Raw genomic sequence first — 13105 nt, 5'->3', positions numbered from 1 at the left:
AAATTGAGGACATTAAAGCTAACAACCAATTTTCAAGTGAGTACAAAGAAAGCCAGATTAAGGCTCTAAATCAAGAAAAGATTCAGCTGGTAGCTCAGTATGATCAAAGCATTAATCAGTTGTTGGCAGAAACGAAAAATCACTTTATTAAACAGATCGATGAAGCACAATTTAGGCCTGGTGAAGAATCTAGATTGCTTTTGATTGAAATGAAGAACCAGCAACTGGCTGAAGATCTTTACTCGCAATATAAACACATTGGTGTTGGAGATTTTAATTCTGATGGAGGCAAGCTGCTTGAAGATGCCAGGTATGCAGTAGAGCATAATCTTACCAACGCCGGGGCTTATGTAAGCGCATTAAAGAGATTAGGTCATAACGAAGCTACACAATTAGCTCAGTCTTTAGAAATTAAGAATCGCACACCTTTACAGAATGCTTACTACAGAGAGCTCGAGGATCTACAGAAGGAAGAAAAGGCGTATCAAGTGGATGTTGTCTCTGAATCAGATCCTTTAAAAGCTGCATTGATGGAAGTTTATCACCAAAATCAAAACTGAAAGGAAGAATAATAGATGCCTTATGATGCTTTAATGAAACTCACAAACACAGTTGTTGAGAGTAGCACCAGCGATGTTATTGAAATTCCGCGTGGATCTAGAGACATATCAGCAAGGATTGATATTTCCGAGGGAAATGGAAATGTGCGTGTAACGGTCGAGGAGAGCGCTGACGGGGTTTTATTTCGAAAAGGACTAAATGTATACGAATTGAAAGGAAATACCATGACAGGCAAATACAGAGGCGAGAAGATAGATTCTATGCTCTTTTCTAAAGAAACAAGAGCTTATGAGTATGTAATAGCCCCTAATGGCACAACATCTCACATTCGTTATCGGTATGAGGTAGAAGGTCCAGAAACGAAATTCGATATTGAAATAAATCATTAATAGTACAGGAGGAACAAATGTATGAAAAAAGTAGAAGCTTTGTATCAAGAGGTATCACCTAAGTATCAAATGTTGGCTGAAAAGAAGAATGAGATCACTGAAACAGTCTCTAGATTAGGAAAAGAATTAGCTGCAGCTGAAGAAAACTATGACATTCAATCGGTTGGCAAATTAACGCAAGAGCTAGATGTCGCTATTAAGATGCGTGACAGTCTTAATGCGAAGTACAGAAACGAAATTGAGGCTAATAGTAAGGAGCTATTAAGAAAGTTGGAGCCTGCTATTCAAGAAGATTGGAATCAAGTAGTAGCAGCAGAAGAGTCCTTACGTGACAAAGCTAAAAAGCACATTGAAGAAGCTATCAGCCTACTAAATGAATATCAATCAAACGGCCATAAACGATCATCGGAATTAACTGCAGTGGTTCATCAGTTCGCTGGCATCCTTACAGATCAAGACAGAAGTCTTGTTAATGGACTAGCTAATCATAAGAATTTAAAACCCACGTTCAGCAACGATCTACAACAGATTAGTAACCGTTTAAACTAAAAAACCCAAATAAAAGGAGAATGAGAGAGTATGAGACAGTTCCAGTTTACTAGCACAGTAGAAGAGATTGAGATCGCAGGAAAGGTATATCAATTAAAGTTAGATGATCAAAGCATCCTTGAATATCAAAAAGCTTTTGAAATCCACACCAAAAAAGCAAATGAATTAAAAACGGTAGATGAATCAAATCTTACTTCTGAAGAACAAGAATTATATTTCCAAAAAGCTAAAAACCTTATGAAAGATACCGTTGAAAAGCTATTCGGAGAAGGGACATTTGAAGAGATTTACAAAGCAGCCGGTGAATCAACACTAAATATGGCCGAGCTCTTTGAATGTGTAACTGAAATAATGAATGAAGTAATAAATCGAAAAAAAGAAACCAAAATTAACAGCTATTTGAAGAATAGAAAAGGGAAGTAACCTTTTGGGGAAGGGGTCCATGGGATAGGGAGATGCCTGGCTTAATTTATTTGAAAGTGAGTGATAAACCATGTCTGATGGACGGGTAGTTATCTCCACCGAGATAGATGATCAGGGCGTTTCCCGAGGTTTCGCTAAAATTCAAAAGCAAATGAAGACCCTTGATTCAAGTCTATTAACTACTAAAAAAACAACATCCTCTTTATCCAATCAATTTTTTAATACAAGTGGCCATTTAAACGAGTTTGGAAGACAAACGTTAAGTACAGCCTCTTTAGCTTCTGCTTCTTTTAGAGGTATGAGCGAAGAATCTGCTCGAATGAATCAAGAAATGAGAAGTGCATTCACAGATATGAAAACTGGCATGCAAAACCATGTTCAGGATCAAATCAAAGTGCAGTACGGCTATTATAAAATGGCCAAAGGTGCTAAAGACTACACCGGATCTACTGGCGAGTTTATAGGCGAGATTGAAAAGTTAGGCAAAACGCAGAAAGCTATAAATGATCAAATGATGAAGAGCAACGACATGTTGAAGATGAGTTATTTTCAAACGGTTGGTTCTATGTTGGCACGATCTGGACAGTCTGAAAAGATCGCTGCTAACTATGATCGTATGGGTAATGCCATTTACAGCATAAATAAGCCATTATTGGCCGTTACATCTAGTTTAGAAAACATGGCCAGACAAGGTAACGCCTCTGTGTTAGCTCTAAAAATGTTAGGTCCTACAGCCAACATGAAAGAGCTTAACGATATGGTCATGATGATTAATGCAGGGTTAATGCGGTTTCATATGGTTGCCTTAACGGCAGCTGTCGGATCTGCAATATTTTACGGGTCTCTTCATAAAGCAGCATCCAGTGTACCGGGTTATTCATCAGCATTAGAAAAAATGGGAGCTACGATGCGAGAAGCCTTCCAACCAATGGTGGAAGTGTTTGCAGCAGTAATGACGAAGGTCTATTCATTTATCACTGTCATTGGCGAAATGATGGTTAAATTCAATGAAGCCCACCCCGTTTTAGCAAAAGTACTCCAAGGATTCCTCATGTTAATACCAGCCTTAACGTTGATTTTATCTCCTTTGGCTATAGGTATCGGATTATTCGCAGGGATGCAGGCAGCCATGTCTAGTGTTTGGATGCTAGTGGGTCCTTTAATAACCGGCCTAGGGGCTATGATGGGAACCGTCTTCCTTGTTGCCGGTGCTATTTCTCTTCTAGCTGCAGGGTTTGTGTGGTTATGGAAGAATAGCGAGCAGTTCCGAACGGCCATACAAGGAGCATGGGAAACGTTAAAAGGATTCGGTTCCTTAATTTCAGGCATTGTACAACCAGCCATTGATAATATCACTAACGCATTCAAGTATCTCGGACAAGCTATCCTAGAAGCCATAGAAGGCGATTTTTCGAAGTTAGGGAGCATCTTCACCACTTTGATACCGACGATAATTACAGCCTTAATAGGAGGTATTCCTGGGCTTATAATAACAGCTGCTAGATTCGTCCCAGCCATTGCTGAAGGAATCACAGGGAATGCAGCCACTCTTTCGGAGACAATAAACAGTCTTGTAACGATGCTTATCGGTTTTATAACCACACAATTACCGATATTTATTCAACAAGGGGCGCAGATCCTTACAACGTTAGCTCAAGGGCTGGCTGAGGCTCTTCCATCTCTTGTAACGGCTGTTATAACGGTAATAACTGCGATTGTTCCTATAATTACAGGGTTATTGCCTACTATTCTTCAAGCCGGAATAACTATTTTACAAGCAATCCTTGATGGTATTATTTCTATCCTTCCTGCCTTGGTGCCGGTAGTTATTCAAATCGTTGATACATTTATAAATTTAGTGAAAAACAATCTTCCTATTTTCATTGATGCAGGGATTAAAATACTAAATTCGTTAATTCAAGGGATAATTAAGATTCTTCCTCAACTGATCACTACAACGATCAAATTGATCACTATGATCACCGATGCACTAATTAAAAATTTACCGGTTATTTTAAATGCCGGGATGAAGATCCTTACAGCACTTATCAATGGGATCGTATCGATCATTCCTCAATTAACAGATGCGATTATAAAAATAGTCATGAAACTAGTGGATACGCTTATTGTCAATCTGCCTAAGATTATAAATGCCGGTGTTAAAATCCTCATGGCTTTGATAGATGGAATAGTCCAGGTGCTCCCGTTGCTTATCACGGCAGCTATACAGTTGATTATAAAGATCGCTGAAGCACTAATTCAGAATTTACCTAAAATCATTCAAGCCGGGGTGAAGATATTAAAGGCTCTGATCGAAGGTATCTTGCAGATTGCTTCTGAGTTACTGTCAAAAATCAAATCAAGTGTTATTGATCCAATGATCGATAAGTTCAAAGGTGTAGACTTAGTGGATATCGGAAAAGACATTATGCGTGGGTTAATAGATGGTGTATCTTCTATGGCCGGAAGTCTTATGAAAAAGGCTAGAGATATAGCTGATTCTGTTAAGGATACATTTAAAGGATTGTTTGATATTCACTCTCCGTCACGTTGGATGCGAGATGAAATTGGTAAGAATATAGGTCTTGGATTAATAAAAGGATTAGACATTATGAATGGCCCTATATCAAGAGCAACAGCTGGCTTAGGGAAAAACATGCAAATGGATTTTTCAGCCTTGTCATTTAAGAGTTTGCCGAACATGATAGCACCTAAGAGCTTTTCGACACCTAGTATGGGGGCGCCAAATCAAACTGCTGCAGGTTTTATGTCTGGCGGAGATATCTACAACATCGATAACATTACTATTCCTGCTAAAGACATTACTGAATTTAAGCAAGTCACAGAGTTCTTTGGTGGTTTAAAAAGAGCAGTCGTTACCAACGGTTAAAACCGAAAAGTGGAGGGGTCTTCACGATCCCTCACACTACTAAGGAACGAAGTGCAGGATATAGAGTGCTACTAAGCAGCCTCTGAAAGTGCTCTGCACTTAGGTTTTTACGCTGTAATAGATATTTCTAAAAATGTAAGAGAGCTTGTAAATGCTCGGTGCGAAAGAGTTTTAACGATACTATGATCATTATTGATTTGTGGGTGTAAGAAATCATAGGGCGCCTAAACATAGTTTACCGGGTTTTGCGCTCAACGATCAGAGAGGCTCCAGATAGTGTGACATCTACAATTTAAGCTTTGCTAAGTTATGCAGTAATGCATTGTCTGAGGCATAGCTTATTGCACACCTTATTTTCAAAAAACAGGGGCGTATTTGCATAGGGATATTCATCTTCTACTTTGCCTCTTTGCATAACGGTAAAACACTAAATTAGGGAGGTCCTAAATAGGAGTGAAATATGGATTAGATAAATCTTGTAAGCCTTTGTCAGCATTACGTTTTTCTTCATTCTTCTTTTCCCCTTAAAGGAAAGGTTATAGGGGAAAGGTTAGAGCACCCTTATTTGATAATAAGATCAGTATTATGATCGTTACTAAGATTAGTAATAAGCTTGTTATTATGAACATTAATAATTACCGATCCAATGCGCAGCATTATTTAAAAAGACAGCACGTAGGTGCATAGATGGGCACTAGTGATTTATTGCAACCCTTAACCTAACAAACCCTAACGGAAAACACTTACTTATATAAAGTATATTACTTTATCGAATCTTTGCATTTCTTTGCACCTTTAAGTATCGAGTTAGTTAATGAGCGTGCTAATACTTTGAAACTTACGGCTAAAGGTTGCAACCAGAGATGCAACCATTATTAATACTAACCTTAGTAACATGAACAATAATATGATCAGTAACGAGATTAATAACGAACTTAAAGTCGTTATCAGTATCAAATTATTTTTGATTATTTTTACTTACGATAACTGAACATTATTGAATCTTAAATTTACAATTAGAGGTGAGCTTCTTATGGAATGGATGGAATACACCATCAATCAGTTGAACTGGTACTTAGGGATCCAGGACAAAATAAATGAGCTGCAGGAAATGATTAACAGCATGGATGAAGATATTACATGTAGCAGAATTGCTTATACGGATTCCGGAATCGTTGTTCAAAAGAGTTGTGTATTCGAACAAGTATGGGTTAGAGAACAGAAAAGAATGCTTTATCAGTCAGGAATGGAAAGACTTAAAAGAGATGAAGCTTTGTTCACCAAAGTATTAAGTAAGCTCCCTAGTATCCTAAAAGTGAACTTATTCAATCATAAGTACAACGAAAGTACCCTAAAAGCGTTTTTTGATGAATTGGAAAAGCATAAAGTGATTTCGGATTCAGAAAAAGCCCTAAGATCTAAGCTTAAGAAAATAGAAAAAGTAGCAATGTTCATGTCTTAACCTTGCCCTTTGTAGGGGCTTTTTTTATTTAGTTTTATAGTCTGTTTGGGTATTGTTTAAATATATTATAAATATAGTTTGACATAGGTTTCGGTATAGTTTAAGATGTGTTTAGGGAGGTGATGAAGTGAGTGAAGAAGAAAGAAACAAGCATGACTTCACAAAAGACATTTTAAATGCTGAAGAAGTTGCTGCACTACTTGGGATACAGCCCCTAACCGTTAAAGAGTGGGCTAGAAATGGAAAAATACCGGCTGCTAAAGTAGGTAAACAGTGGCTTTTCTCAAGAAGGAAGCTTGTTGAATGGATCGAGGAAGGCGGAGAAAAATAAGATTTTTCCGTTTGATCGATAACACTAATCGGGCGGATCTCCGCCCCCTAAAAATGAGAGGGGTAATTTACATGTCACTAGACAAAGTATTGGACTTAATGAAGGCGATGGAATCTAAAAGAGCAGAATTAGAAGAGGCTGGTATTGCTTTAACCTGTGCTGAAGATTGGTTGGACGCGCTTATTGATATCGTAATTGAATCGTTAGGAGTAAAAAATCCGGAAAATAAGGACCTAATCGTTGAATTACTTTGCGGAGTAGCTAATAGCACACTAAATAAAGAGGATGTTAGAGCAGCACTTACAAAGATTAATACGAACCGCAAAAATGTATTGCTTTTAGCTGATACGGAAGAGGAAACAGCTGACGAGGTTATACTTAATGGTTAATTTAGTGGATGCTTTAACGATCGTAACAGGAGCCTTTATTGTAGTCTCGCTAGGATTATCCATACAAACGTTAAAAGAAGACATAAAAAAAGAGAACACGGATTGCAACGTAAACACCTACCACAGCATTAAACGTTAGTTCCATAGCTCTCGTTCAGATTATACCACATGGACGAGGGCTTTTCATTCCAGATGAACAGCAGATATCTTATGGCCGCATTGCCTATAACATGGGGTCATATAAGATGGGTTGTAATATTCTTCGTCCTTACTCTCTGTAAGGCTCAACAGGTGCAACAAAATAGCTGATTTGTTGCGAAACTTTTATCGACAAAGTAAATGTTGACCATTTTATCGATTGAGAGGTGCTGTAATTTGAAGGTAAAAGATTTAATTAAACAGCTGAAGCAGTACGATCCTGAACAGGAAGTGTTTATCATGGAAGGGCTGAACACGACTTTCATTACTGAGCAGATTACCTTTGAAGAAGCTGAATTGGATGGAAAAAGAATCATAGTCGTTAAATAATAAACTTAGGATGTACTTCGGTACGTCCTTTTGTTGTTTATACAAAGTAAAAACCCCCAGACGTTGGACTGGGGGTTAAATCGCTCATAGGATTGATGGAAGGGCGGCGTGCCTTCATCTCTGGTAACTACCCGTAGGTAGCGCGTGGGGAACCTTTCCCACCTCAACAATCCTTATTATAAGTATGTGTCTTCTAGGTCCATGATACCCAAAATGTTCACTTTTGTAAACAACCAGCGTACACTTTTCATAACAAAACGTTAGGAAATCGACGAAAACGGGACGATTCTACCACTATTCAATCGCTTTTGTATCTTCTTTTGAGCGTTATTCAAGTCATAGAAGGTACTAAGATAAAAATAACCGGATGGATCTAAATTGATGGCCACTAGTAGATCAACAGCAATGAACTTATAGAACTCAACGCTATGAGAAGTTGGATTTCTTCCTACATAATCAGGGTTGCAGATGATTTCAGGTATTTTATGATAGTGTAGAGTAAACGTAGCAGCATGGTTTTTCTTAATATGTTTAATTACCCCGGGGAACATCAAGACATCCCTTGAAGGACAGGACAACGCATAATATTTTATAATCGCTTCTGGTATCTCACCGACACATTGTGTAACGGTACAATTTGGATCTACAGAAAAAGTTCTCAAATTCATTACCAATCCTTTAACTAATATTGTCCCAAGTATACTATATTAAAATGGTTCATGTACCCCTTTGCCATTAATAAAATGGGAATAAATAGCACCTTTCTTTTTTTGATGCTTGAAGTTTACTCAAAAATAAACCTTCTAATACTATAATTCCCTTGTGAATCAATACCGTAACCATATGAAAGGCAAATCACAACTGTTTATTAAGCCTTATGGCGTTATATCAATGAATGTTAAGGGTTTGTGACTCGTAAACGTTCGAAGACCTCATACACCTAACGTACACAGCTGCATGAGGTCTTCGAACACTCGTAGGTATTGTTAAATTTAATAAATTATGGCAATAATAGAGATGACCAGTCTAAGAGTGTGATGAATGGAGTTTATATTCATTCAGTAGCTCTCGCAAAGTTCATTAGTCTTAGGGACCAGTTTGAGCTTAAGGAAATGTTTTTACCTTTGGAAAACGCTTTTTCACTACCACAACACGCCCTTTCGCTAATTTGATTGCGGCCATAAAAAGCGTTATAAGCCTATAACGGCCAAGAAAAGAAAAAGCCATCCGCAACGGTGGCTTTTTTGCTTGTTACGGTAGGAATTACAAGCGTTATGTCGTATAGTTTTCAAAAGAGGTGAAACGTTATGGCGGTCATATATAACCCTAAAGATATTAGTGATCTACTGCAGTGTAAGGAATCAACATTAAGGAAATACAGCCTTTTATTAGAGAAGTATAACTATAATTTTCAAAAGAATGATAGACAGCAACGTTGGTATACTGACAATGACGTTATAGTGTTACGGAAAATCATAGCGCTCAAAAATAACGGCGACATGACGCTAGAACAAGCTGTAGAGAACGTAGTTCAATGGACTAAAGGTTCAGATGAAACGTTACCTTCCACCGATATAAACCCAGATTCGCAACGTTATAACAAAGATATAGCAGAGCTGAAAAGGATGATTGAGGAACAAAACGATCAGATCCGAAAACTTGGAGAAGTGATTACTAAGCAAAACGAATATATTAACTCTAAGTTAGAAGTGCGAGATCAGGAGTTCATGAAAGGTCTAAGGGAATTACAAGAAACAAAAAGACTTATTGCTGCAGAACAAGAACAAGAAGCCCAGAAGTCATTTTGGCAGAAACTTTTTAATAAGTAGACTAGAACCTTTTGCTGCTGCAGGAGGTTCTTTTTTATGAATAAATTATGTAATAGACCATGGCACGATTACATCGAACGCTAAAAAATAAAAAAATTAGTATTCCTATGGAAGTATTTGCAACCCGGTGATACAATCCTTTTAACAGCTATTTTGGGACAGATTAACAGTTAGTTTAATTATACTTATCACTCCAGGACAGAGAACGAGAGGGGTGATTAAATGACCGTATATCAAGCATTAACGCTTATTGCCGTTGTAGCCAACGTACTTATAAGTAGTCTAAAGTTAACTCTAGACATAATAATTGCAACAAAAAAGAAGTAATCCCCATGCTTTTGCCAACATAGGATTACTTCTCTCTGATTATCACCTGCGAAGATGAATGAAACAACTAATCTAAAATAGCTGCCGAGCCAGAATGCGCCAACATTCTGGTTCTTTTTATTTTATGCAAAACACTAAATACCTAACCTAAAACGTCATTATTTGTGGCACTTATGTTGCAAGCAGTGCCATTTGTGTTGCTATACGCAACATTGTAGCACATTAAAAGTAAATTATGCATTAATAAATAAAATGCCACACGTTATAAGGTTAATTAAAGCCCTATATCCTCTGTAGCGTTGTTTTTAAAGAGATCCGTAACTTCTGTATAACGATAGATCATAGCATCAGATTTGTGGCCAGACTGACGCTTTATAGATGATATGTCTTTACCAGCCTCACTTGCTGTTGTAATTAATCCACGTCTTAATGAATGGCCACCGTAGTCCTTCTTATCGTAACCGCATATCTCAGCGTATTCTTTTACAATGTGTCCGACACTATGAGCTGATAAAGCTATATCTTTTACTTTTTCTCCTTTACCGATCGGCCGGAATATTGGACCATGTGTAATCTTTGCAGCTGCAATCCATTTCTGTACACTTCTAATAGGACAAGTACCTGGATTCTTCCCATACATAACTGCTTTCTTCTCACCGTTTCCCATTTGATTCGTTTTAGAGTGTTGCAGAGACACTACAAGCCCTTTAGAAGTAAATTCAAGGTCTTCTAGATGTAAAGATACTAATTCACTTCTTCTACACGCTGTAGCCCATCCTAACAGCATGAGTGCCTTATCACGTAACCCTTTTAAAGAAGAATCAGTATGGCTTATGAATTCCAACAACTCTTGAAGAGATAGTGCTTTCTTTTGAGTAGGCTTAATTCTGTGAGATTCCTCACGATCCTTTGCAACTCTTCTTCTTAGACCTTTCCAAACCATTTGGAACTGAATATCTTTGACTGGTGATTCAAACTCATTGTGCAGCTGTGAAATCGATGCAATCTTCCTTGTAATTGTAGAGATTTTAAACTTCTTTTTTCTGTCTAAATAATGCACGTATGCTATTAATACATGTGGGTGCACCGGTGTTATAACGTTGTTTTCATCATCAATAATTTGCACTACGTTAACCTTGCACCAGTCTTTGAATAACTTAAGGTCGCTTTCATAAGCTCTTGTTGTATTATCTGCATGATTGCTTTCTAAGTAATCAAGTAGATCATCTTTCACAAGATCGTATAGAGCATTTGAAATTGGCAGATTGGTAGACGGCGTTATTTCATTCCCCATAATGTTTCCCCCATCCCTAAAAATACGCTACCGGCGTATGTTCTGATAACATTCTATTATCGTAAGTAAAAATAAGCAACAAAAAGTAAAAAACTATTAAAATTAAGAGAAAAAATTTAATACGCCACTAGCGTACAAGTACCCTTAAAGCGCACGGTTATGGGATTTTAGAGCATTTTTCACCCTGAAAGAAAAGATTGACTAGTATATATACGAGGGTTAATATGGAAGTAGAAGAAATGTTCGACAAAATAAAAAAAGTTGTTCCTCATGAGTTTGGCGGCTCCGGAACAACCCTCTACATAGATCCCTGCAAGGATCTCGTGTTATTAATTATTAATATACGCTAAGAGCGTATATTTTGCAATATGTTTTGCTATTTTTACATTACTTACTAGTTAATTATTCTATGTAGGGGAATGACCGCCAAGCTTTTAATGGCCGTCATTCCTTTTTTATTTGAAGGAGGTGAAAAAACATGATTAAAAACCCCATTGCAAGAATTAAAGAAGAAAAAGGCTACAGCTGGCCAGAATTTGCTGAAGTTCTTGGAATATCAAGAGCCAGAATACTTCAGTTAAACGGTGGTGTGAACAACAGGATTAGCGAATCAATTCTAAAACGCTTAAATGAGCTTGGTTATGATTCTAAAGAGATTAATAGAGAATATGTTCTTTGGAAAATTAAAATGCTCGATAGGCTAAAAAAAGAGCTATTGAGAAGTATTTCATAGTTTTAATGGGAGGTGAAAAGGATGGCTCGACCAAACAAACAAAGTGTTGACTATTTCCCACTGGATGTACACTTAGACGACAAATTCAAGTTTATTGAAATAAAGTACAAGCTTGAAGGATTTGCAATCATCATTAAGTTGTTACAAAAAATATATGCCTCGAGTTACTGGTATAGATGGACTGAAGATGAAGCCCTTTTATTCGCGGATGAAATCAGAGCCGACTTCGATCTTGTTACAAAGGTTGTAAATGAAGCCATTGATCGAGATTTATTTGATAAAGACCTATACGAAACTTTCAGCATTCTAACTTCAAAAGGCATTCAAAAACGTTATAAAGAGATTGTTAGAAAGAGAAAAGATGTAGAGATTAAAGAAGAATATTTACTTATTGACGGAACTTTTGGAGTTAATTCCGCCATTAACTCAATTAATGATGCCCCTAAGGTGGAATCCAGTCGGAATCCAGACGGAAGAAGTACACAAAGTAAAGTAAAAGAAACTAAAGTAAAAGAAACTAAAGAAAAGAATATTAAAAAGAGAGAAACAAAACCTTTCCGTGAATATGTAAATTTAACTCAAGAGGAATATGACAGATTAATTGAAGAACACGGGAAAGACCTTACTGAAATGATGCTTGATGAGCTAGATAACTACAAAGGTGCTAACAATAAAAAATACAGTGATGATAATAGAGCTATCCGCAATTGGGTTATTGATAAAGTTCTAACAAAAAACAAACAAACCGGTTACATAAATAACTCAAAGAACCAAGAGTGGATGAAAGTATTAAACAATCAACCAAATAACTACAAACCTGTTACACCAAAAGGAGCTCCTATTTTTTCTGAAGAAGATATTGAAAGAGAACAGGAACAATATGCAACCTCTGGTGAAAAAAGAGCTTGGTAGTAAGGTGGGAAACTAATTGATCAAATACGCTTTGATAAATGGAATTAAACACATTCTTGCTGAAGATGGATTAGAAGCTCGTTGCGGACAACCAGGGATCTACTACGTTGAAGAAGAAGGACAAGCTTTATTTAAAGAAATAGAATGCGAGGGATGCAAACATGCTTTGCAATAACGAAAATTATGCAAAAAAATAAGCCCATAGCTACTGGCATAGCTTAAGGCTCCAAAAGGCATACGAGATTTAATTAACTATCTTTATTATACCAAATTAATCACAGAATTAAAACATTTTTCCTGTCTTTTCAAGGGGTCAGCCGGCCCCTTTGAAAAAGATTCATAGAAGGGATGTAGGTACTTTTAGTTACGATAAGTATTGATTATAGTAAGTAAAAATAACGAACCCAAAGGAGACTAAAAGATGAGTGTTGCAGCAGTTAAGAAAAAACGAGAAGAAAGACTTAGCCAGATCGCAGCCTTTAACAAAA

General features: G+C 37.1%; 16 protein-coding genes. 14 read left to right on the top strand and 2 right to left on the bottom strand.

All coding sequences use genetic code 11. The features are described 5' to 3' along the window. The 10 genes from IHV09_RS22155 to IHV09_RS22110 all read left to right on the top strand — a co-directional run. The coding region (locus IHV09_RS22155) for a hypothetical protein (RefSeq protein ID WP_197265509.1) at nucleotides 1-560 on the top strand (560 nt) is incomplete at its 5' end. Between the two features lie 15 nt (nucleotides 561-575). Beyond that, a complete protein-coding gene (locus IHV09_RS22150) occupies nucleotides 576-950 on the top strand; it encodes a hypothetical protein (RefSeq protein ID WP_197265508.1) in 375 nt (124 codons plus the stop codon). A gap of 21 nt (nucleotides 951-971) precedes the next feature. Beyond that, the gene (locus IHV09_RS22145) at nucleotides 972-1499 is read left to right on the top strand and encodes a hypothetical protein (protein ID WP_197265507.1); all 528 of its coding nucleotides are present in this window, start codon (nucleotides 972-974) and stop codon (nucleotides 1497-1499) included. Nucleotides 1500-1529: 30 nt separating this feature from the next. Further along, nucleotides 1530-1922 (top strand): hypothetical protein, encoded by a 393-nt coding sequence (locus IHV09_RS22140; RefSeq protein WP_197265506.1) that lies wholly within the window; start codon nucleotides 1530-1532, stop codon nucleotides 1920-1922. Nucleotides 1923-2073: 151 nt separating this feature from the next. Next, complete coding sequence (locus IHV09_RS22135) at nucleotides 2074-4812, top strand: phage tail protein (RefSeq protein WP_197265505.1); 2739 nt, start codon at nucleotides 2074-2076, stop codon at nucleotides 4810-4812. 1033 nt (nucleotides 4813-5845) lie between these two features. Continuing rightward, on the top strand, nucleotides 5846-6274 hold the full coding sequence (locus IHV09_RS22130) for a hypothetical protein (RefSeq protein ID WP_197265504.1): 429 nt from the start codon (nucleotides 5846-5848) through the stop codon (nucleotides 6272-6274). A gap of 127 nt (nucleotides 6275-6401) precedes the next feature. Next, the gene (locus IHV09_RS22565) at nucleotides 6402-6605 is read left to right on the top strand and encodes a helix-turn-helix domain-containing protein (RefSeq protein ID WP_197265503.1); all 204 of its coding nucleotides are present in this window, start codon (nucleotides 6402-6404) and stop codon (nucleotides 6603-6605) included. Between the two features lie 71 nt (nucleotides 6606-6676). After that, nucleotides 6677-6994, top strand: a complete 318-nt coding sequence (locus IHV09_RS22120; RefSeq protein WP_197265502.1) for a hypothetical protein — start codon at nucleotides 6677-6679, stop codon at nucleotides 6992-6994. After that, on the top strand, nucleotides 6987-7133 hold the full coding sequence (locus IHV09_RS22115) for a hypothetical protein (RefSeq protein WP_197265501.1): 147 nt from the start codon (nucleotides 6987-6989) through the stop codon (nucleotides 7131-7133). The genes IHV09_RS22120 and IHV09_RS22115 overlap by 8 nt, the downstream gene beginning before the upstream one ends. Before the next feature lie 236 nt (nucleotides 7134-7369). Further along, the gene (locus tag IHV09_RS22110; RefSeq protein WP_197265500.1) at nucleotides 7370-7522 is read left to right on the top strand and encodes a hypothetical protein; all 153 of its coding nucleotides are present in this window, start codon (nucleotides 7370-7372) and stop codon (nucleotides 7520-7522) included. 260 nt (nucleotides 7523-7782) lie between these two features. Here IHV09_RS22110 and IHV09_RS22105 read toward each other — a convergent pair whose 3' ends face one another. Next, nucleotides 7783-8190 (bottom strand): plasmid-related protein, encoded by a 408-nt coding sequence (locus IHV09_RS22105; RefSeq protein WP_197265499.1) that lies wholly within the window; start codon nucleotides 8188-8190, stop codon nucleotides 7783-7785. A gap of 639 nt (nucleotides 8191-8829) precedes the next feature. Between IHV09_RS22105 and IHV09_RS22100 the strand changes: the two genes are divergently transcribed. Continuing rightward, nucleotides 8830-9351, top strand: coding sequence for a DUF3967 domain-containing protein (locus IHV09_RS22100; protein WP_197265498.1), 522 nt, complete (start codon nucleotides 8830-8832; stop codon nucleotides 9349-9351). Nucleotides 9352-9952: 601 nt separating this feature from the next. On the opposite strand, the gene IHV09_RS22095 is transcribed toward IHV09_RS22100, so the two are convergent. Next, nucleotides 9953-10972 (bottom strand): site-specific integrase, encoded by a 1020-nt coding sequence (locus IHV09_RS22095; protein WP_197265497.1) that lies wholly within the window; start codon nucleotides 10970-10972, stop codon nucleotides 9953-9955. Nucleotides 10973-11450: 478 nt separating this feature from the next. On the opposite strand from IHV09_RS22095, the gene IHV09_RS22090 reads away from it, so the two are divergent. The 3 genes from IHV09_RS22090 to IHV09_RS22080 are packed head-to-tail and all read left to right on the top strand — an operon-like array spanning nucleotide 11451 to nucleotide 12792. Further along, a complete protein-coding gene (locus IHV09_RS22090) occupies nucleotides 11451-11705 on the top strand; it encodes a hypothetical protein (RefSeq protein WP_197265496.1) in 255 nt (84 codons plus the stop codon). 21 nt (nucleotides 11706-11726) lie between these two features. Beyond that, nucleotides 11727-12617, top strand: a complete 891-nt coding sequence (locus IHV09_RS22085) for a DUF4373 domain-containing protein (protein WP_197265495.1) — start codon at nucleotides 11727-11729, stop codon at nucleotides 12615-12617. A 16-nt stretch (nucleotides 12618-12633) separates the two neighbouring features. Then, nucleotides 12634-12792 (top strand): hypothetical protein, encoded by a 159-nt coding sequence (locus IHV09_RS22080; RefSeq protein ID WP_197265494.1) that lies wholly within the window; start codon nucleotides 12634-12636, stop codon nucleotides 12790-12792. Nucleotides 12793-13105 lie beyond the last annotated feature (313 nt).

Origin of the sequence: Fictibacillus sp. 23RED33, from assembly GCF_015903925.1 — a bacterium.
GTDB classification, from domain to species: Bacteria; Bacillota; Bacilli; order Bacillales; family Fictibacillaceae; genus Fictibacillus; species Fictibacillus phosphorivorans.
Note: the sequence above shows the minus strand (reverse complement) of the source record. Positions and strands in the feature narration are given on the sequence as shown.

Coding starts and splice junctions, on each gene's coding strand:
- IHV09_RS22140 (WP_197265506.1), top strand. CDS start 1,530: ATGAGACAGTTCCAGTTTACTAGCACAGTAGAAGAGATTGAGATCGCA.
- IHV09_RS22090 (WP_197265496.1), top strand. CDS start 11,451: ATGATTAAAAACCCCATTGCAAGAATTAAAGAAGAAAAAGGCTACAGC.
- IHV09_RS22135 (WP_197265505.1), top strand. CDS start 2,074: ATGAAGACCCTTGATTCAAGTCTATTAACTACTAAAAAAACAACATCC.
- IHV09_RS22105 (WP_197265499.1), bottom strand. CDS start 8,190: ATGAATTTGAGAACTTTTTCTGTAGATCCAAATTGTACCGTTACACAA.
- IHV09_RS22100 (WP_197265498.1), top strand. CDS start 8,830: ATGGCGGTCATATATAACCCTAAAGATATTAGTGATCTACTGCAGTGT.
- IHV09_RS22115 (WP_197265501.1), top strand. CDS start 6,987: ATGGTTAATTTAGTGGATGCTTTAACGATCGTAACAGGAGCCTTTATT.
- IHV09_RS22120 (WP_197265502.1), top strand. CDS start 6,677: ATGTCACTAGACAAAGTATTGGACTTAATGAAGGCGATGGAATCTAAA.
- IHV09_RS22095 (WP_197265497.1), bottom strand. CDS start 10,972: ATGGGGAATGAAATAACGCCGTCTACCAATCTGCCAATTTCAAATGCT.
- IHV09_RS22150 (WP_197265508.1), top strand. CDS start 576: ATGCCTTATGATGCTTTAATGAAACTCACAAACACAGTTGTTGAGAGT.
- IHV09_RS22145 (WP_197265507.1), top strand. CDS start 972: ATGAAAAAAGTAGAAGCTTTGTATCAAGAGGTATCACCTAAGTATCAA.
- IHV09_RS22085 (WP_197265495.1), top strand. CDS start 11,727: ATGGCTCGACCAAACAAACAAAGTGTTGACTATTTCCCACTGGATGTA.
- IHV09_RS22130 (WP_197265504.1), top strand. CDS start 5,846: ATGGAATGGATGGAATACACCATCAATCAGTTGAACTGGTACTTAGGG.